17 protein-coding genes and 1 tRNA gene are annotated in these 17,514 nt (G+C 66.8%); 6 read left to right on the top strand and 12 right to left on the bottom strand.

The annotated features are described in order from the left end of the window. Nucleotides 1–2: 2 nt before the first annotated feature. Together EAH76_RS18855 and EAH76_RS18850 are read right to left on the bottom strand one after the other, a co-directional pair. Complete coding sequence (locus EAH76_RS18855; protein WP_241659789.1) at nucleotides 3–845, bottom strand: amidohydrolase family protein; 843 nt, start codon at nucleotides 843–845, stop codon at nucleotides 3–5. Then, nucleotides 842–1,216, bottom strand: coding sequence for an L-rhamnose mutarotase (locus EAH76_RS18850; RefSeq protein WP_140851819.1), 375 nt, complete (start codon nucleotides 1,214–1,216; stop codon nucleotides 842–844). Before EAH76_RS18850 ends, EAH76_RS18855 begins: the two co-directional genes overlap by 4 nt. 275 nt (nucleotides 1,217–1,491) lie before the next feature. Between EAH76_RS18850 and EAH76_RS18845 the strand changes: the two genes are divergently transcribed. Beyond that, complete coding sequence (locus tag EAH76_RS18845; protein WP_140851818.1) at nucleotides 1,492–2,286, top strand: IclR family transcriptional regulator; 795 nt, start codon at nucleotides 1,492–1,494, stop codon at nucleotides 2,284–2,286. Nucleotides 2,287–2,293: 7 nt separating this feature from the next. Here the strand turns inward: EAH76_RS18845 and EAH76_RS18840 are convergent, their stop codons facing one another. The 6 genes from EAH76_RS18840 to EAH76_RS18815 form a co-directional block, all read right to left on the bottom strand. Then, entirely contained in the window at nucleotides 2,294–3,304 is a 1,011-nt protein-coding gene (locus tag EAH76_RS18840) for a zinc-binding alcohol dehydrogenase family protein (RefSeq protein ID WP_140851817.1), read from the bottom strand. 535 nt (nucleotides 3,305–3,839) lie between these two features. After that, nucleotides 3,840–5,108 (bottom strand): ATP-dependent Clp protease ATP-binding subunit ClpX, encoded by a 1,269-nt coding sequence (clpX, locus tag EAH76_RS18835; RefSeq protein ID WP_140851816.1) that lies wholly within the window; start codon nucleotides 5,106–5,108, stop codon nucleotides 3,840–3,842. A gap of 154 nt (nucleotides 5,109–5,262) precedes the next feature. Further along, nucleotides 5,263–5,937, bottom strand: a complete 675-nt coding sequence (locus EAH76_RS18830) for an ATP-dependent Clp protease proteolytic subunit (protein ID WP_133188610.1) — start codon at nucleotides 5,935–5,937, stop codon at nucleotides 5,263–5,265. Between the two features lie 62 nt (nucleotides 5,938–5,999). Then, nucleotides 6,000–6,953 (bottom strand): glycosyltransferase family 2 protein, encoded by a 954-nt coding sequence (locus EAH76_RS18825; protein WP_140851815.1) that lies wholly within the window; start codon nucleotides 6,951–6,953, stop codon nucleotides 6,000–6,002. A 181-nt stretch (nucleotides 6,954–7,134) separates the two neighbouring features. Further along, nucleotides 7,135–8,787, bottom strand: a complete 1,653-nt coding sequence (gene tig / locus EAH76_RS18820; RefSeq protein ID WP_140851814.1) for a trigger factor — start codon at nucleotides 8,785–8,787, stop codon at nucleotides 7,135–7,137. Between the two features lie 63 nt (nucleotides 8,788–8,850). Then, nucleotides 8,851–8,935: transfer RNA gene (locus tag EAH76_RS18815), tRNA-Leu, on the bottom strand. A 129-nt stretch (nucleotides 8,936–9,064) separates the two neighbouring features. Here EAH76_RS18815 and EAH76_RS18810 point away from each other — a divergent pair. The 3 genes from EAH76_RS18810 to EAH76_RS18800 all read left to right on the top strand — a co-directional run bounded on the left by EAH76_RS18810 (nucleotide 9,065) and on the right by EAH76_RS18800 (nucleotide 10,555). Beyond that, nucleotides 9,065–9,244: a hypothetical protein gene (locus tag EAH76_RS18810; RefSeq protein ID WP_140851813.1), complete on the top strand. Its 180-nt coding sequence runs from the start codon at nucleotides 9,065–9,067 to the stop codon at nucleotides 9,242–9,244. Continuing rightward, nucleotides 9,241–9,450, top strand: a complete 210-nt coding sequence (locus EAH76_RS18805) for a hypothetical protein (RefSeq protein WP_140851812.1) — start codon at nucleotides 9,241–9,243, stop codon at nucleotides 9,448–9,450. Before EAH76_RS18810 ends, EAH76_RS18805 begins: the two co-directional genes overlap by 4 nt. Before the next feature lie 142 nt (nucleotides 9,451–9,592). Beyond that, the gene (locus EAH76_RS18800) at nucleotides 9,593–10,555 is read left to right on the top strand and encodes a hypothetical protein (protein WP_140851811.1); all 963 of its coding nucleotides are present in this window, start codon (nucleotides 9,593–9,595) and stop codon (nucleotides 10,553–10,555) included. Nucleotides 10,556–10,568: 13 nt separating this feature from the next. Here EAH76_RS18800 and gatB read toward each other — a convergent pair whose 3' ends face one another. The 4 genes from gatB to EAH76_RS18780 all read right to left on the bottom strand — a co-directional run bounded on the left by gatB (nucleotide 10,569) and on the right by EAH76_RS18780 (nucleotide 15,816). Beyond that, complete coding sequence (gatB, locus tag EAH76_RS18795; protein ID WP_140851810.1) at nucleotides 10,569–12,041, bottom strand: Asp-tRNA(Asn)/Glu-tRNA(Gln) amidotransferase subunit GatB; 1,473 nt, start codon at nucleotides 12,039–12,041, stop codon at nucleotides 10,569–10,571. A 154-nt stretch (nucleotides 12,042–12,195) separates the two neighbouring features. Next, the gene (gatA, locus tag EAH76_RS18790) at nucleotides 12,196–13,680 is read right to left on the bottom strand and encodes an Asp-tRNA(Asn)/Glu-tRNA(Gln) amidotransferase subunit GatA (protein ID WP_140851809.1); all 1,485 of its coding nucleotides are present in this window, start codon (nucleotides 13,678–13,680) and stop codon (nucleotides 12,196–12,198) included. Next, the gene (gatC, locus tag EAH76_RS18785; RefSeq protein ID WP_140851808.1) at nucleotides 13,680–13,982 is read right to left on the bottom strand and encodes an Asp-tRNA(Asn)/Glu-tRNA(Gln) amidotransferase subunit GatC; all 303 of its coding nucleotides are present in this window, start codon (nucleotides 13,980–13,982) and stop codon (nucleotides 13,680–13,682) included. Before gatC ends, gatA begins: the two co-directional genes overlap by 1 nt. A 37-nt stretch (nucleotides 13,983–14,019) precedes the next feature. Next, complete coding sequence (locus tag EAH76_RS18780; protein ID WP_140851807.1) at nucleotides 14,020–15,816, bottom strand: DUF4153 domain-containing protein; 1,797 nt, start codon at nucleotides 15,814–15,816, stop codon at nucleotides 14,020–14,022. A 134-nt stretch (nucleotides 15,817–15,950) separates the two neighbouring features. On the opposite strand from EAH76_RS18780, the gene EAH76_RS18775 reads away from it, so the two are divergent. Then, nucleotides 15,951–17,051, top strand: a complete 1,101-nt coding sequence (locus tag EAH76_RS18775; RefSeq protein ID WP_140851806.1) for a DUF3089 domain-containing protein — start codon at nucleotides 15,951–15,953, stop codon at nucleotides 17,049–17,051. Beyond that, nucleotides 17,048–17,512, top strand: a complete 465-nt coding sequence (gene ruvX, locus EAH76_RS18770) for a Holliday junction resolvase RuvX (RefSeq protein WP_140851805.1) — start codon at nucleotides 17,048–17,050, stop codon at nucleotides 17,510–17,512. Before EAH76_RS18775 ends, ruvX begins: the two co-directional genes overlap by 4 nt. Nucleotides 17,513–17,514: the final 2 nt, after the last annotated feature.

Below are 17,514 nucleotides of genomic sequence, written 5' to 3'. Positions count from 1 at the left end.
GGTCAGGCGCTGCGGGGGTCGTCCAGGCCGTAAAAGGCGACCGCGGCGCCGCCGAACAGCTGGTCGAGATCGGCGCCTGCGCGGCCTGCTAGCTGGCCCGCATCGTGGTGCCAGCGGCGCCAATCGTCGCCAGACAGGCGCACGACCGGCCAGTCGCTGCCCCACATAAGGCGCGCGCCGAAGACCTTGACGAGATGTTCGACATAGGGCGTCAGCGCCTCGGCCGGCTGGCCCGGCGCCTGCTCGGTCCGCAAGCCGGAGAGCTTGCAGTACAGGCCCAGCTGGCCAAGCGCCGCGATATCGACGCGCCACGGGTCGAGCGTCATGGTCGCGGCGTCGGGCTTGGCGGCATGGTCGATCACGATCGGCAGACCGGGCCAGCGCGCGGCGAAGCGGGCGAGCATCGGCAGGTGCCGCGGCTCGACCAGGGCATCGAGCCTGAGGTCGGCCGCCTGCATCGCCTCCAGCGCCGGGGTCAGCGCGTCCTGCAATAGCCACTCGGTATCGGCGATCGACTGCAGCATCGGGCGCAGGCCGCGGAGCTTGGGCTGGCGCGCGAGTGCGCCGATCCGCTCGGGCGCGTGCGGATGCAGCAGATCGACCCAGCCGACCACCGCGCGGACCAAAGGCGTGCGCGCCGCCAACTCGAGCATCCAGTCGGTATCGCGATCGGTCGGCTGCGACTGGACCAGCACCGTGCCGTCGAGCGACAGACCGCTGGTCGCAACGACCAGATCGTCGGGACCGAAATCGCGGTGGATCGCGGCTTCCGCAGCGGTCGGCCATTCGTGCCCCTCGGTGGCGAGCGACCAGAAATGCTGGTGCGCGTCGATCAGGCGCGTCACGGCTGCTCGTCGAGCGTGTAGATCCGCTCGGCCTCGACCCATTTCTGCCCCTCTGCCGCAAAGCGCAGCCGGCGCTGGAAGCGGTCCATCAGCGCCTCCCACGCCTGGATCTCCGGGTCGGCCGAATCGCGCTCTGCCTTCCCCGCGGGATCGAAATCGGGCGTCGTCTCCATCATCATCACCAGCCGGTCGCCGACCTGCCAGATCTCGAGCGCGGCGATCCCCTCGGCGCGGATCGCGCGCGAGACCGGGGCGGGCGGGCCGCCGGGGCGATGCCAATGCCGATAGGCGGCGATCGCCTCGGGATCGTCGTGCAGGTCGAGGAGGAGGACGTGGCGCGTCAACGGGGGCTTCGCCTCGCTCACCGACATTCGCCAGCGATCGGCTGTGCATTTCGTTCGTTCAGCATCCTCGTCCCATCGATCTACGGTCCGTTGCCGTGACGGTACACCGCTCGCACGGCATCCGCCAAAGTGTTGCTTTCATCCATGCAAGTTCAGTCGCATAACGCAAGCACTGGATCGCATCGGCCACGGGTCGGCGCGGCGCATCGCCGATTGCCAGCGCCCACACTTTCCTGCGACATATGACGTCGCGCGGCGGGACCGGATGTCCGGCGGCGCGGTGGGGATCAGAAAGGACATTTGTGACGCGAAGCGGACCCAAGGGCGTATATGCCGCACCCGCGCTCGAGAAGGCGTTCGAGATCATCGAATTGCTCGCCGATCATCCCGATGGCGCGCTCGTCAGCGAAATGGCGGCGAGCCTCGGCCGATCGGTCGGCGAACTGTTCCGCATCGTGATCGTGATGGAGCGGCTCGGCTATCTCCGCAAATCGGTCCACACCGACCGCTATACCGTGTCGTACAAGCTGCTCGAAACCGCCTATCGCGCGACGCCGGCGCAGAATCTCGTGCGCGCGGCGCTGCCGCAGATGCAGGGGCTGGCGGCGGCGGCGGGGCAATCGTGCCATCTGGTGGTGGCGAGCCGCGATCACGGCTTGGTCGTCGCCTGCGAACAACAGCCCGGTACGCGCGGCTTCTCGCTGCGCGTCGGCGCGCGGATCGACATCATCACCAGCTGCTCGGGCCAGGTCCTGCTCGCCTATTCGGCGCCGCATCGCCGCGAACAGATCCTCGAGGCGGTCGATGCGGAACAGGACGCGCCGGTCGATCGCACCCGCCTTGCCGAACGCATCGCGGCGATCCGCGCCGTGGGGCATGACAGCCGGCAAAGCCCGATCACGCACGGCGTGACCGATATCAGCTTTCCGGTGTTCGGCTTCGACGGCCGCGTGATGGCGGCGCTGACGATCCCGTTTCTCGAGCTGATCGACGGATCGCAAAAGGTCGGGCTCGACGCCGCGCGCGATCTGCTGCGGGCAACCACCGGGGCGATTTCGGACACGCTGGGCTATCCCGGGGCGCCGTCGGAGCCCTGACGCGCCGCTAAAAGCTCGCGATCGCCTTCAGCACATGATCCGCACCGGCGATCAGCTCGGGCAACCGCTCGGGCATGTCGTCGGCGGCGAAGCTGTCGGTATGCAGCGCATCGATCGGGATCTTCCCCGCCTTGATCGAGGCGATGACATGCGCGAAGTCGCTCGCCAGCGCGTTGCGGCTGGCGAGCAGCGTCGTCTCGCGCTTGTGGAACTCGGGGTCGGCGAACACCAGATCGCCCGGCGCGACGCCGACCAGCACGAGCGATCCGCCATGCGCGACATACGCCAGGCTCTGCGTCATCGCCGCAAGCACACCGGTCGCATCGAACACGGTGTCGTACATCGTGCCGCCGGTCCGCCCCCCGAGCGCAGCCGCGACGTTATCATCTACCACCACGGAGTCGTCGAAGCCGAGCCGCGTCCGCGCATACTCCAGCCGCGTGGCGCGCGTATCGATCAGCATCACGCTCGCGCCCGCCAGTCGCGCGAAGAGCCCGGCGGCGATCCCGATCGGCCCGGCGCCGACCACGAGCACGCGCTGGCCCGGCGCCACCCGCGCCCGCGCGACGGCATGCGCGCCGATCGCCAGAAACTCGATCATCGCCGCCTGATCGAGCGAAAGGCCCGTCGCGTCGATCACGGCGCTTTCGGGGACGGCGATGCGCTCGCACATCCCGCCATCGGCATGGACCCCAAGCACGCTGATGTTGACGCACGCATTGGGCTTGCCGTTGCCGCACGCGATACAGCTGCCGCACGACAGATAGGGGTTGATCGCCACGCGTTGCCCGACTGCGAAGGACGAGCCCGCGGGCACCGCTTCGATTTCGCCGCCGAGTTCGTGGCCCATCACGCGTGGGTAAGAGAGGTACGGATGGCGGCCGGCATAGATGTGATAGTCGGTGCCGCACAGCCCGACGCGGCGGATCCGAACCAGGACTTCGTCGGCGCCAAGGACGGGCTCAGGCCGCTCGGAAACGACGAGATGATAGGGCGCTTGGCACACGATAGCTTTCACGAAGTCGACAGCCTCCAAACTGTGCAAAGCGTCTACAAGGTCGATCTCATATGTACAACCCGGCTTTGACCTATGCAAAGCGCTCGGATGCTCCGAAGCTGTGGAACTACGGACCGGTCGTGGTCGCGAAATGCCCAATGCGGGCGTGCGGCGATGTCCGTAAGGTGCACGCGCCCTTCCCCGTCCCGCGGATCTGACGGCGACCTGCAGGGTTCGGTTCAGGATGTCGAAAGCGATCCGGTACTGGACCGCGGGGAGACTGGAGCGTTGGGATGGTCGCACAAAAGCTGACGACAGATGCGCGCAGAGCAACGAAGGCGCTCGCGTGCCATGGGTGTCTCACGAGAGCTCGGCAGATGCCGCGCCGAACCCACCGTCCGGCTGCCACAGCTCGGGATCGACCGCGGATCGAAGGGCGTAGCCTTCACGCGGGATCCTGAGGGATAAGCGGGTCGCAGTCTATCGCCCGTCTGGGCGGAGCCCATCACACCCGCCGACGTCCCGCCCCCTTTTCAGGGGCGGGACTGAGAAGAGCCTACGCCGCGCCGGCGCCGGCCTTTTCCTTCTTGCCATAGACGCGGATCGGTTCCTTGCGGCCTTCGATCACGTCCTTGTCGATCATCACTTCCTCGACGCTGTCCATGCCCGGCAGGTCGAACATCGTGTCGAGCAGGATGCCCTCGAGGATCGAGCGAAGCCCGCGCGCGCCGGTCTTGCGGTCGATCGCCTTCTTGGCGACCGAAACCAGCGCCTCGTCGGTGAAGCCGAGCTTGACCGCCTCCATGTCGAACAGCTTCTGGTACTGCTTGACCAGAGCGTTCTTCGGCTCGGTCAGGATCGTCACCAGCGCCGGAACGTCGAGATCCTCGAGCGTCGCGATCACCGGCAGACGGCCGACGAATTCGGGGATCAGGCCGAACTTGAGCAGATCCTCGGGCTCGACCGCCTTGAGCGTCTCGCCGGTGCGGCGTTCCTCAGGCGAGGCGACATAGGCACCGAAGCCGATCGACTTGCCCTGCAGACGGTCGCCGATGATCTTCTCGAGGCCGCTGAACGCGCCGCCGCAAATGAACAGGATGTTGGTCGTGTCGACCTGCAGGAACTCCTGCTGCGGATGCTTGCGGCCACCCTGCGGCGGAACGCTCGCGGTGGTGCCTTCCATCAGCTTGAGCAGCGCCTGCTGGACGCCCTCGCCCGACACGTCGCGCGTGATCGACGGGTTCTCGGCCTTGCGGCTGATCTTGTCGATCTCGTCGATATAGACGATCCCGCGCTGCGCCCGCTCGACATTGTAGTCCGAGGCCTGGAGCAGCTTGAGGATGATGTTCTCGACGTCCTCGCCGACATAGCCGGCTTCGGTCAGCGTCGTCGCATCGGCCATCGTGAACGGCACGTCGAGGATGCGGGCGAGCGTCTGGGCGAGCAGCGTCTTGCCGCAGCCGGTCGGCCCGACGAGCAGGATGTTCGACTTGGCGAGCTCGACATCGGCGCCCTTCTGGCCTTGGTTGAGACGCTTGTAATGGTTGTGCACCGCCACCGAGAGCACGCGCTTGGCGCGCTTCTGGCCGATCACATAATCGTCGAGCACGTCGCAGATTTCCTGCGGCGTGGGGACGCCGCCGTCCTTCTTCGAGACGAGCGCCGACTTGGTCTCCTCGCGAATGATGTCGTTGCAGAGTTCGACGCACTCATCGCAGATGAACACCGTCGGTCCCGCAATGAGCTTGCGGACTTCATGCTGCGACTTGCCGCAGAAGGAGCAATAAAGCGTGCTCTTCGAGTCGCCGCCGCTGAGCTTCGTCATTCAAACCATCCTTGGCGCCACCCGGCGCGCATATGCGGAACGTGTATCCTAGACCGTCCTCGCGCAATCCGACAATCACCAAAATACCCGGTGATGTCAGCATCGGGACGTACACATGACGCCCCGATGCCCAACAGAGCCTTAACCGACAGGCTTACGCCGAAGTCAGCGCGGGCGGCGTGCTCGAATCATCGGGCAATGCCGGACGCTTGTCGAAGACCTGATCGACCAGACCGAAATCCTTCGCCTCATGCGCTTCGAGGAAGGTATCGCGATCCATCGCGCGCTCGATCTCTTCGAGCGGCTTGCCGGTGTATTGCGCGTAGAGCGCATTCATCCGGTTCTTGATTCGCTGGATTTCCTTGGCCTGGATCTGGATGTCAGACGCCATGCCCTGCGCGCCGCCCGAAGGCTGGTGGATCATGATCCGGGCGTTGGTCAGCGCGACTCGCATGCCCGGCTCGCCCGCTGCGAGCAGGAACGAGCCCATCGAGGCGGCCTGCCCCATGCACACCGTGCCGACGCGCGGCCTGATGTACTGCATGGTGTCATGGATCGCCATGCCCGCCGTGACGACGCCGCCCGGCGAGTTGATGTACATGAAGATGTCCTTCTTGGGGTTCTCCGACTCCAGGAAGAGCAGCTGTGCCGAGATGACCGAGGCCATGTGATCCTCGACCCCGCCGGTCACGAAAATGATGCGTTCGCGCAGCAGCCGCGAATAAATGTCGAAGCTGCGCTCGCCGCGGTTGGATTGCTCGATGACGATCGGAACGAGGCCGTCATTGATGGGGGCCAGAAAGTCGCCAGTGTCGAACGGATTGCGCATGATGAGCCTTTTAGTCCTTTATGCCCCTAGAACCGCATACATCGGCGCTGCACGAAACGAGTTCAAGCCCCGACCGCTTCGGAGCGGCGGTCGTCGCCGCCCGGCGCGCGGTGGCTGAGATAGGCGAGCCGCCGCACTTCGCGCCGGCCGCGCACCACCGTGTCGAGGATCAGCCCGGTAAAGATGTTCAGCGCCGCAAGGATTGCGAGGCCCACGACGAGCACCGCAGTCGGCAGACGCGGCACGAGATGGGTGTGCATATAGGTGACGATCAGCGGGATCCCGAGCGCCAGCACGCCGAGCGACAACAGCCCTGCAATCGCCCCGAAGAACAGCAGCGGCCGTTCGATCCGGTACAGCGTGACGATCGTACGCGCGATGCGGAAACCGTCGCGATAGGTGCTGAGCTTCGATTCGGACCCCTCGGGGCGCGCGAAATACGCGGTCTCGATCTCGCCGACCGGCATCTTGAGCTCGAGTGCGTGGACGCTGATCTCGGTCTCGATCTCGAACCCTGAGGAGAGCACCGGGAAGCTCTTGACGAAACGCCGCGAGAAGACGCGATAGCCCGAGAAGATGTCGGTGAAACTGCGCCCGAAGAGCTGGGCGAGCATGCCCGTCATCGCGCGGTTGCCGAGCACGTGTCCGCGGCGATACGCGGCGGTGATCTGCGTCACGCGACTGCCGACGACCATGTCGAGCTGTTCGTCGAGCAAGCGATCGACCAAGGCGGGCGCGGCAGCGGCGTCATAGGTCGCATCGCCATCGGCCATGACATAGATATCGGCATCGACATCGGCGAACATGCGGCGGACGACGTTGCCCTTGCCCTGCATCCGCTCGGTCCGGACGATCGCGCCGGCGGTGCGCGCAACCGCGACGGTGTCGTCGCGGCTGTTATTGTCATAGACGTAGATCGTCGCATCGGGGAGCGCGGCGCGGAAAGCCGCGACGGTCTGCGCGATGGCGGTGCCTTCGTTGTAGCAGGGCAGCAGGACGGCGATACGTGGTGTCATGGCCGAGCCTTAGGTCCGAATTGCGATCGGTTCGACTGTTTTGTGCGCCGCATGCGGCGGGCATAAAAAAAGCCCCTCCCCTTTAGGGGAGGGGTTTGGGGGTGGGGCAGTGCCTCGCAGAGAATCCGCGCCGGTTACGTCGCCACCCCAACCCCTCCCCCGAAAGGGAGGGGCTTTTGGCTTATTCCGCAGTATCGGTGGCAGGCTTCTTCTTGGCGGCCGGCTTCTTGGCGGGTGCCGGAGCAGCCTCCTCCGCGGGAGCAGCTTCGGTGTCGGCAGCAGCAGCGGCCTTCTTGGCCGGTGCCTTCTTGGTCGCGGCCTTCTTCACCGGCTCGGCTTCGACGAGGTCGTCGCCAGGTGCTGCCGGCTCGATGTCGGCCGCTTCCATTTCCTTGGCGTCATCCGTCGTGGCATCGGCTGCGGGCTTGGCCTTCTTGGCCGCCGCCTTCTTCGCCTTGGGCTTGTGGTTATCGTGATCGTGCGTGTGCGTGCCGCTCGAGAAGCCTTCCTCGCTCTCGATCGCCGCTTCGAGCTCTTCGCGCGTCACTTCGCGGTCCGAAATCTCGGCCTTCTCGAACAGGAAGTCGACGACCTTGTCCTCGTACAGCGGCGCGCGCAGCTGGGCAGCTGCCATCGGCTCCTGCTGGATGTACTGCAGGAAGCGCTGGCGATCTTCGTTGTTATAGTTCTGCGCAGCCTGCGCGATCAGGCGGTTCATTTCCTGCTGGCTGACTTCGACGCCATTGGCTTGGCCGATTTCCGACAGAAGCAGGCCGAGGCGCACGCGGCGCTCAGCGATCTTGCGGTAATCGTCGCGCTCGGTCTCCATCTCGGCAAGCGCTGCCGCAGGATCTTCCTCGTGCGTCGCTTCGTGCTGGAGTTGCTGCCAGATCTGGTCGAATTCGGCTTCGACCATCGACGGCGGCACTTCGAAATCATGACCCTCGGCGAGCTGGTCGAGCAGCTTGCGCTTCATCTGGGTGCGGGTGAGGCCGTTGAGCTCCTGCTCGATCTGGCCCTTGAGCAGGCCGGTGAGCTGCTCGAGGCTCTCGAGCCCGAGCGAGGTCGCGAGCGTGTCGTCGATGACGCTCTCGCCAGCGGTCTTCACCGCGGTGATCGTCAGGTCGAAAGTCGCGGGCTTGCCGGCGAGTTCCTTGGCCTGGTAATCCTCGGGGAAGGTCACCGTGATCTGGCGCTCGTCGCCGGTCTTGACGCCGACGACCTGCTCTTCGAAGCCGGGGATCAAGCGGCCGGTGCCGAGCTCGACCGACATGTCGCTGCCCGTGCCGCCCTCGAAGGCGACATCGCCGACCTTGCCGACGAAGTCCATGACGACGAGATCGCCCATCTTGGCTTCATGACCCTCGGCTGCGTCGTCCCACTTCTTCTGCTGGTCGGCGAACTTCTGGAGCTGTGCCTGGACGGTCGCGTCATCGGCGGGAACGGTCAGGCGCTCGAGCTTGAGCGCGTCGATCGCCGGGGTCGGCACATCGGGAAGCACTTCGAGCGTGACGGTGATCTGCGCATCGTCACCCAGCTTGAAGCCGTCGGCGAGCTCGACCGAAGGCTGCAGCGCAGGGCGCAGCTTCTGCTCGGCGATCAGCTCCTGGATGCCCTGCTGGATCGAGCTGTTGAGCGCGTCCTGCATCAGCGCCTCGCCGTGCATCTTGCGCACCAGGTTCGCGGGGACCTTGCCGGGGCGGAAGCCGGGCATCTTCACCGTCGGCGCAACGCGCTTGAGCTCGGCATCGACGCGCGAATCGATATCCTTCGCGGTGATCGTCAGCGTGTAGGCGCGCTTGAGGCCTTCGTTCAACGTCTCGACAGTCTGCATTTCAGATCTCACGCCTTTTCAGGAATTTGTTTCGCAGCCTCCACGCCGAATCGCGCGAAAGACTGGTGCGGGCGAAGGGACTCGAACCCCCACATCTTGCGATGGCAGGACCTAAACCTGCTGCGTCTACCAGTTCCGCCACGCCCGCAAGGACACCGCCGGTGTGGGGGGCGTCTATACCAGCCATGCGCGCGGGGGCAAGTCGGCAAAGTACGCGCGTGGCATTGCGCGCAACCGGCGGCTAGTTTGCGCGTTAAGACCCCAGAGGAGAGTCCCCATGGCAAGCACGCCCCCGACCGAACTTCCCCCCGTCCCGAGCGAACCGGGCCAGCCCGATCCGATGCCGACCGAGCTGCCGAGCCCGTCACCCGATACCGACTTTCCCAGCCCCGGCGGCGACCCCGGCGGTGAGCCGATCGCGCCGACCGACACCGGCCTGACAGGAGATTTCGCATGAGTGCGTCCGATCCGCACCCCGACAGCCTGCCCGAGAACGACAATGACACGCGCAGCGACATCGAGCAGGCGGTCGAAGCCCGCAAGGACGCGGTCGAGCGTGGCGAAGGCGGCCGTGAGCCCGATTCCTTCACGTCCCCCGGAATGGAAGACGGCGTCGGCGGGACCGGCGGCGTGGTGAAGAACCAGGACGACGACGCGCAGTAGCGCGGGTTCGACCTGACAGATCAAAGGAAGGGCCTGCCAAGCGGGCCCTTTTTTGTGCGTCCGCGCGGCGGCGGATTCGGGCGGGGCGCGGCGTCTAGGGGATGACGGGGCGTTTGCCGTCATGCCTTTGGGGGGCGCCATTATGTCTGTCGCAGAAGTCGCCGACGCCATACCCGCGTCGCCAGCGCCACCACCCGTCGGGGCGCCATTCGGCACCGCCCTCACCCGCCTCGCCGCGCCGGCGATGTCGATCGCGATCCTCGCGGCCGCCATGTTCGAGCTCCACGCGATGGACTGGCACGCGGTGCTCGCGATGGTCCCGGCCAATCCGCTCTTCTGGCTGGTGTTCGTCGCTTTCTATTGCACGCCGATCGTCGCCGAATGGGCGATCTATCACCGCATCTGGGGAATCCCGCGCGCCGCGATCGTCGCGATGGCGCGCAAGACGGTGAGCAACGATCTGCTGTTCGGCTATGTCGGCGAGACCTATCTCTACAGCTGGGCGCGCCGCGCGGGCAAGACGCCGGGGATCGCGTTCGGATCGGTCAAGGACGTGGCGTTGCTGTCGGCCGCGGTCGGCAACAGCGCGACGATCCTGGTGGCGGTGTTCACCGCGCCGCTGCTCGGGCGGCTGCATATCGCGATGCCGCACTGGGCGATCGGGCTTGCCGTGGTCGCGGTCGCGGCGCCGCCGATGGTGGCGATCCTCGGACGCAAATCGGTCTTCCATCTGCCCGGCACGCTGCTGCGCGAGATCACCGCGATCCACATCGTGCGCTCGACCAGCGGCATCGTGCTGACCGCGCTGATGTGGCACCTCGCTCTGCCCGAGATCGCGATGAGCTGGTGGGTCGCCTTTTCGGCGCTCAAGCTCGTGCTGTCGCGGCTGCCGTTCGTGTCGAACAAGGATCTGGTGTTCGCCGGCGCGACCGCGTTGCTGTTCGGCCATCACGGCAATATCGCCACGCTGATGGCGATGATGGCAAGCCTTTCGGTCGCCGCGCATATCGTCACCGGCCTCGCGGCGTCGACGAGTGGCCTCATCGAGGCCGCCGCCGCGCGGTTGCGCCGGGTCGGCGCGTCACGCGACACCCTGGTCGCGTGACGCCAGGCTCGGTCTAGCCGAGCATTTTCTTCAGCACGTCGTTGACGACGCCGGGATTGGCCTTGCCGCCCATCGCCTTCATCGTCTGGCCGACGAAGAAGCCGAACAGCTTGTCCTTGCCGCCGCGATAATCGGCGACCTTGTCTTCGTTTGCCGCCATCACCTCGGCGATGACGCGTTCGATCTCGCCGGTGTCGCTGGTCTGCTTGAGCCCGCGCTCCTCGACGATGGCAGCAGCCCGCTGCCCGGTCTCGAGCATGATCTCAAACACCTGCTTGGCGAGCGTACCCGACAGCGTGCCGTCGGCGATCAGACCCAGCAGTTCAGCGGCCTGGTCGGGGCTGACCGGCGAATTCTCGATATCCTTGCCCGTGCGGTTGAGCGCACCGAACAGCTCCGAGGTCGTCCAGTTGGCAGCGGCGACCGGGGCCACGCCCTTGTCGAGCAGCGCATCGAACCAGCGCGCCGCCTCGACCTCGGCGGTCATCACCGCAGCGGCATAAGGCGTGATGCCGAGCGCCTCATAGCGGCGACGCTTGGTGTCGGGCAATTCGGGCAACGACGCACGGCATTCTTCGAGGAACGCGTCGTCGAGTTCGAGCGGGAGCAAATCGGGATCGGGGAAGTAGCGGTAATCGTGCGCGTCTTCCTTCGAGCGCATCGAGCGCGTCTCGTTGCGATCGGGATCGTAGAGCCGCGTTTCCTGGATGATCCGGCCGCCGCTTTCGATCACGTCGATCTGGCGCTTGGCCTCCTGCTCGACCACCGCCATCACGAAGCGGACCGAGTTGACGTTCTTGGTCTCGGTGCGCGTGCCGAGCTCGTCACCGGCCTTGCGGACGCTGACGTTGACGTCGGCGCGCATCGAGCCTTCTTCCATGTTGCCGTCGCACGACCCGACATAGCGCAGAATCGACCTGAGCTTCCTCAGGTAAGCCCCTGCTTCGGCAGGAGAAGCCAAGTCGGGCTTGGAGACGATCTCCATCAGCGCGACGCCCGAGCGATTGAGATCGACGTACGAGCGCGTCGGGTGCTGATCGTGCATCAGCTTGCCCGCATCCTGCTCGACATGGATCCGCTCGACGCCGATCCGCTTGCCAGCAGCATCGGGGTTCTTGTCGTCGAGGCTGATGTCGATCGCGCCCTCGCCGACGATCGGGTGGTAGAGCTGGCTGATCTGATAGCCCTGCGGCAGATCGGCGTAGAAATAGTTCTTGCGGTCGAAGCGCGACCATTTGTTGATCTGCGCGTCGATCGCCATGCCGGTGCGGACCGCCTGGCGGATGCACTCGCGGTTGGGAACGGGCAGCATGCCGGGCATCGCGGCATCGACCAGCGACACCTGCGTGTTGGGCTCGGCGCCGAACGCGGTCGCCGCGCCCGAGAAGAGCTTGGCGTTCGAGGTCACCTGCGCGTGGACTTCGAGGCCGACCACGACCTCCCAGTCGCCGGTTTCGCCGCGGATGGTGTATTTCGTGTCAGTCATAATCTTGGCCCTTCGGCTTCGCGACGGAGTGCGTCACGTTGGCGCTGGCGATCTCGGGGTGATTGGCGAATGCTCTTCGAACTTCGACTTTGTCGCACAGGCACGGCAAACTCGATCAGCCGGCCGATGAACTCCGCGACGGCATCGGCGATGCTCACCACCAAGCCTCGGCACGTGCAGTGAACCCGGCGCGCTCCTCGAGGGCGAGCCCGGCGTTCAAAACGCCCTGCTCGTCGAGCGGCTTGCCGATGATCTGCAGGCCGAGCGGCAGCCCGGCGCCGTCGAGGCCACCCGGCACCGACATTGCAGGAAGGCCGGCCAGCGAGGACGGCACGGTGAAGACGTCGTTCAGATACATCGCGATCGGATCGGCCGACTTCTCGCCCAGTGCGAACGCCGATGACGGCGCCGTCGGGGTGAGCAGCAGGTCGCACTTCGCCCAGGCCTGCTCGAAATCGCGCGCGATCAGCGTGCGCACCTTCGAAGCCTGTGTGAAGTACGCGTCGTAAAAGCCTGCCGACAGGACGTAAGTCCCGATCATGATGCGCCGCTTGACCTCGTCGCCGAACCCATCGGCGCGCGTTGCGGCGTACATGTCCTGCAGCCCTGCCCCCTCGGGCAGATCGCGCAGGCCGTAGCGCACGCCATCATAGCGCGCGAGGTTGGAAGACGCCTCGGCGGGCGCGATGATGTAATAGGCCGGCAGCGCGTATTTGGTGTGCGGGAGCGAAACCTCGACGATCTCGGCGCCGGCGTCCTTGAGCCAGTCGATCCCCTGCTGCCACAGCGCGTCGATCTCGGCGGGCATATTGTCGACGCGATATTCCTTGGGAATACCGATCCGCTTGCCCTTGAGATCGCCCGACAATCCGGCTTCCCACGCAGGCACCGGTAGATCGAGCGAGGTCGCGTCCTTCGAGTCGAAGCCGCTCATCGCCTCGAGCAGAATAGCGCAATCGCGCACGTCGCGCGCCATCGGCCCCGCCTGGTCGAGCGACGAGGCGAACGCGATCGTCCCCCAGCGCGAGCAACGGCCATAGGTCGGCTTGATGCCGCTGATGCCGGCGAAGGCGGCGGGCTGACGGATCGAGCCGCCGGTGTCGGTGCCGGTCGCCGCCGGGCACAGCCGCGCGGCGATCGCCGACGAACTGCCGCCCGACGAGCCGCCGGGCGCGAGCGGCGCGTTGCCGCCATCGCTGCGCCGCCACGGCGAAATGACGTTGCCGAACGCCGAGGTCTCGTTCGACGAGCCCATCGCGAACTGGTCCATGTTGAGCTTGCCGAGCATCCCCGCGCCAGCATCCCACAGATTGGCGGAGACGGTCGACTCGTACTGCGGCGTGAAGCCCTCGAGGATCAGGCTCGCCGCGGTGGTCGGCACACCCTTGGTGCAGAACAAATCCTTCATCCCGATCGGGACGCCCGCGAGCGGCTTCAGCGTCTCGCCAGCGGCACGGGCTGCATCGGCGGCATCGGCGGCGGCGAGCGCGTGGTTGGGGGTCTCGACCAGGAACGCGTTGAGCGCCTTGGCCTTCGACACGTTGGCGATGAACCCTTCGGCGACTTCGCGCGCGGAGAAGGTGCCGGCGCGGACGCCGTCGCGGATGGCGGCTACGCCGAGATCGGTCAGTTCGGTCATTATTCGATCACCTTGGGCACGGTGAAGAAGCCGTGCTCGGCCTGGGGGGCGTTGGCCAGCACGGCATCGCGGATGCCGCCGCCGGTCAGCGGGTCGGCATTGACGACGTCGTCGCGCAGCCGGAGGTGGTTGGGGATCACCGCGGTCATCGGCGCGACGCCGGTGGTGTCGACCTCGCCCAATTGCTCGATCCAACCCATGATGTTGTCGAGCTCGGGCGCGATGCGCGCGGCTTGTTCCTCGGTGATCGCGATGCGGGCTAGGCTCGCGATCTTGCTGACGGTGGCGATGGTGACTGGCATGGCCTGCGGCTAGCAGAGCGCCCGAGGCTTGCGCAACCTATTCGAACGGATCGCCGACCGGAACGCCCCCGACGAAGACGCGGCGGGCGGGTACGGCGCGGATTTCGACCTTGCCCGCCGCAGCGCCAGTCTTGAGCGCGGCGCGTTCGGGCGGCGTGAGCGGAGCGCGGGCATTGTCATCGAGCCGCGCCCACTCGTCGCCGGTCCGCCTATAGCGCGAGGCGCCGCAGCCCGAGTTTAGCGTTCGAACTACAGGCACCGCAAACGTACGCTCGGATTTCGTCTCGCGCACCAGATCTTCGATGCAGCTCTGCGAGATCGACACCGCTTCGCTCGCCCCCGGGGTGTAGAGCAGGATGCAGCCATTCTCCCGATCCGACCGGCATGCCTGCCAGTCGGTCAGCAGCTGGCGCAGCGCGAGCGGCACGGGCACCGCCGCCGGCACGACGCGCAGGCGTTTGACGAGCAGGTCGGCATCGGTCTGCGTGCGATCGTGCTCCGCGACCTCCCAGCGATTGGTCTTGGTCGCAACGTCCTTCGCGCGCGCCGCGATCGCCGGAGTCTTGGAGCGGGCGAGCCGCCGCAGCGCCGCCTTGCCGGAATCGCCGAAATCGAACGCCAGCGCCGCCCAGTCGAATTTCGCCACCGAGACCCGCCCGCCCTCGAGCCGCGCGACCTGATCGGCGGTCGACAGCGTGTTGAAGCTGGCGATCGGCGTGGCGAGCAGGAGCCCGACCACCGAGACGATGAAGGCGAGCCGCAAATTGCTCGGGCGGACGAAGGCGCTCCACCCGAGCCGCCCGCGCAGCAGCGCCACGAGATAGGCGACGCCGTAGACGCTCGCGAGACCGACGAACACCACCGCCCACAAGCGGTCGGGCGTCAGGCCATATTGCCCGATCCGCAAGCCGGTCGCGATCGCCGCGATCACCGCCAGCGGCAGCACGGACAGCGCCAGCGCCATCGCGCCGAAGCACAGCACCGGATTGGTCGCCTCGTCGTCGGCCCCATTGCCGATCACCGCATTGGCGAGGATCAGCGCGCCGATCACGCAGCTCAGCAGGATCGGCGTGGTCGACTTGGTCGCGTCCCACAGTGCGTCGAGCCCGGTGAAGGGCAAGGCGAGCAGGAAGATCAGCAGCCCCGCCCCCAGCACCGGCGCCAGCACCGCGAGCACCGCGGTCACCACGCGCTGGAGCAGCCGCAGCACGCCATCGCGTTCGCGCAGCAGTCCGAGCGCCCCGCCGAAACTCGCGCCGAACAGCAATGCATTGAACCAGTCGTGCCGGAGCAGATCGCGCAGGAAATGCAGCCCGATCAGGTCGAACAGCGCCGACAGCAACCACGCCAGCGCGAAGGCGACCCCGGTGAACAGCCAGCACGCGCCCCACAGCACGACGTTGGTCCACGCCTCGCCGTGCACGTCGGCATAGGGAAAGCGCCAAGCGCCCTGGTCGCGCGCGGTCTGGAACAGCGGCACCGCGATCGCGATCGACAGGAACAGGCTCGCGCTATGCCAATCACGCCAAGCGCCCCAGCCGCCGCCATTCCAATAGACGATCAGCCCGGCGAGCGCGCCGACCCCGACGCCAAACAAGGCCGCCCACCACCAGCGCCGCCGCTCGAGCGCGAAGCCGAAAGTGACGGCGCCCGTCCCGATCGCGGTGGTCAGCGCGATTCGCCACGCCGCCGGGTCGATCGCCGGAAAGCGCGGGCCACCAACATCGAGCAATTGCTGTACCGCCAACGCCGCCAGCGCGCCCAGAACCGCGAGCAGGACCGGCCGCAGCGGCCAGCCGCGCGTATCCCGCTCAAATTCGGTCAATTCGGTCATCGCGTCGCTCCCCCGCCGTCGCGCCGCACCAACGCCGTCGCCAAGGCGATTGCAAGCGCCGCCGTCCTGCTGCACGGAAATCGCATCACGCTTGCATGGGCACTGCCGCGCCATGCCCGTGGGAGGTGGACCGCTTGGCGCGCAAGTTTCTCTACATCGTCGCCGTCCTGATCGTGCTCGTGATCGCGGGCGCCTTTGCCTATGCGATCTGGGGGGCCGAGTTGCTCAAGCTGGCGATGGTCCCGCATAGCGCTTTCGTCGCGCAGCCACGCGAACCCGCCGCCGCCTATCGCCGCGCCGACATGTGGCTCGCGCGCCCCGACAAGCCCGGCAATCCCGCTCTATGGCTCCCGCCCGGCTACACGCCGGAGAAGGACGGCAAGGCGGCGGTGTTCTTCATCCACCCGACCTCGTTCCTCGATCGCAACCGCTGGAACGCGCCGCTCGACGATGCCGAAGCCAATGCCCGTGCCGAGCTATTCCTGCGCGCCCAGGCGAGCGCGTTTAACGCGGTCGGCCAGATCTGGGCGCCGCGCTATCGCCAGGCGACCTTCGGCGCGTTCCTCACCAGCCAGGACGCCGCGGCCAAGGCGCTCGATCTCGCTTATGGCGACGTCGCGACCGCGTTCGACGCCTTCGTCGCGCAGGCGGGCAACCGCCCGATCATCCTGGCGGGCCACAGCCAGGGCGCGCTCCATCTGCTCCGGTTGCTGCGCGAAAAGGTCGCGGGCAAGCCGCTCGCGAAGCGGGTCGTCGCGGCCTATGTCATCGGCTGGCCGGTGTCGCGCAGCGTTGACGTGCCGACGCTCGGGCTGCCAGAATGCCGCACCGCCGATAAAGCCGGCTGCATCCTGTCGTGGCAGAGCTTCGCCGAGCCCGCCGACCCGGCGCTGATCGTCGATGCCTATCAGGCGAGCAGCGGCACCGACGGCAAGCCGCGCCGCGATACGCCGATGGTGTGCACCAATCCGATCACCGGCACGCCCGATGCCACCGCACCCGCCAGCGCCAATCTCGGCACGCTGGTCCCCTCGGCCGATCTTGCCTCGGCGACGATCGTGACGGGCCAAGTGCCGGCGCGCTGCGATTCGCGCGGGCTGTTGCTGATCGGCGCGCCGCCTGCGCTCGGCGGCTATGTGCTGCCGGGCAACAATTACCACGTCTACGACTACAGCCTGTTCTGGGCGAACGTTCGCGCCGATGCGGCACGGCGACTGGCGAGCTTCAAGCCATGATCACGACCGACCGCACCGAATTCCGCGCCGTCCTGCCCACTGGCGGGCGGCTGATCGGGCTCGATGTCGGCACCAAGACGATCGGCACCGCCCTGTGTGACGCGGGCTGGAGCTTCGCCTCCCCCGCCCTGCTGATCCGCCGCACCAAGTTCCAGAAGGACAAGCTGGCGCTCGCCGAGATGATCGCGGCGCAGCAGGTCAAGGGCATCGTGATCGGCCTGCCGCTGAACCTCAACGACGGCAGCGAGAGCCCGCGCAGCCAGTCGAGCCGCGCGTTTGCGCGCAACATGGCCGATCTCGGGCTGCCCATCTTCCTGCAGGACGAGCGCTGGTCGACCGTCGCGGTGACGCGCACGCTGATCGAACAGGACGCGAGCCGCGCCAAGCGCGCCGAGCTCGTCGACAAGATGGCCGCGGCCTATATCCTGCAGGGCGCGATCGACGCGCTCGTGGCGATCTAGCC

The sequence above is a fragment of the Sphingomonas glacialis genome (genome assembly GCF_006439055.1).
Lineage (GTDB): Bacteria > Pseudomonadota > Alphaproteobacteria > Sphingomonadales > Sphingomonadaceae > Sphingomonas > Sphingomonas glacialis_A.
Note: the sequence above shows the minus strand (reverse complement) of the source record. Positions and strands in the feature narration are given on the sequence as shown.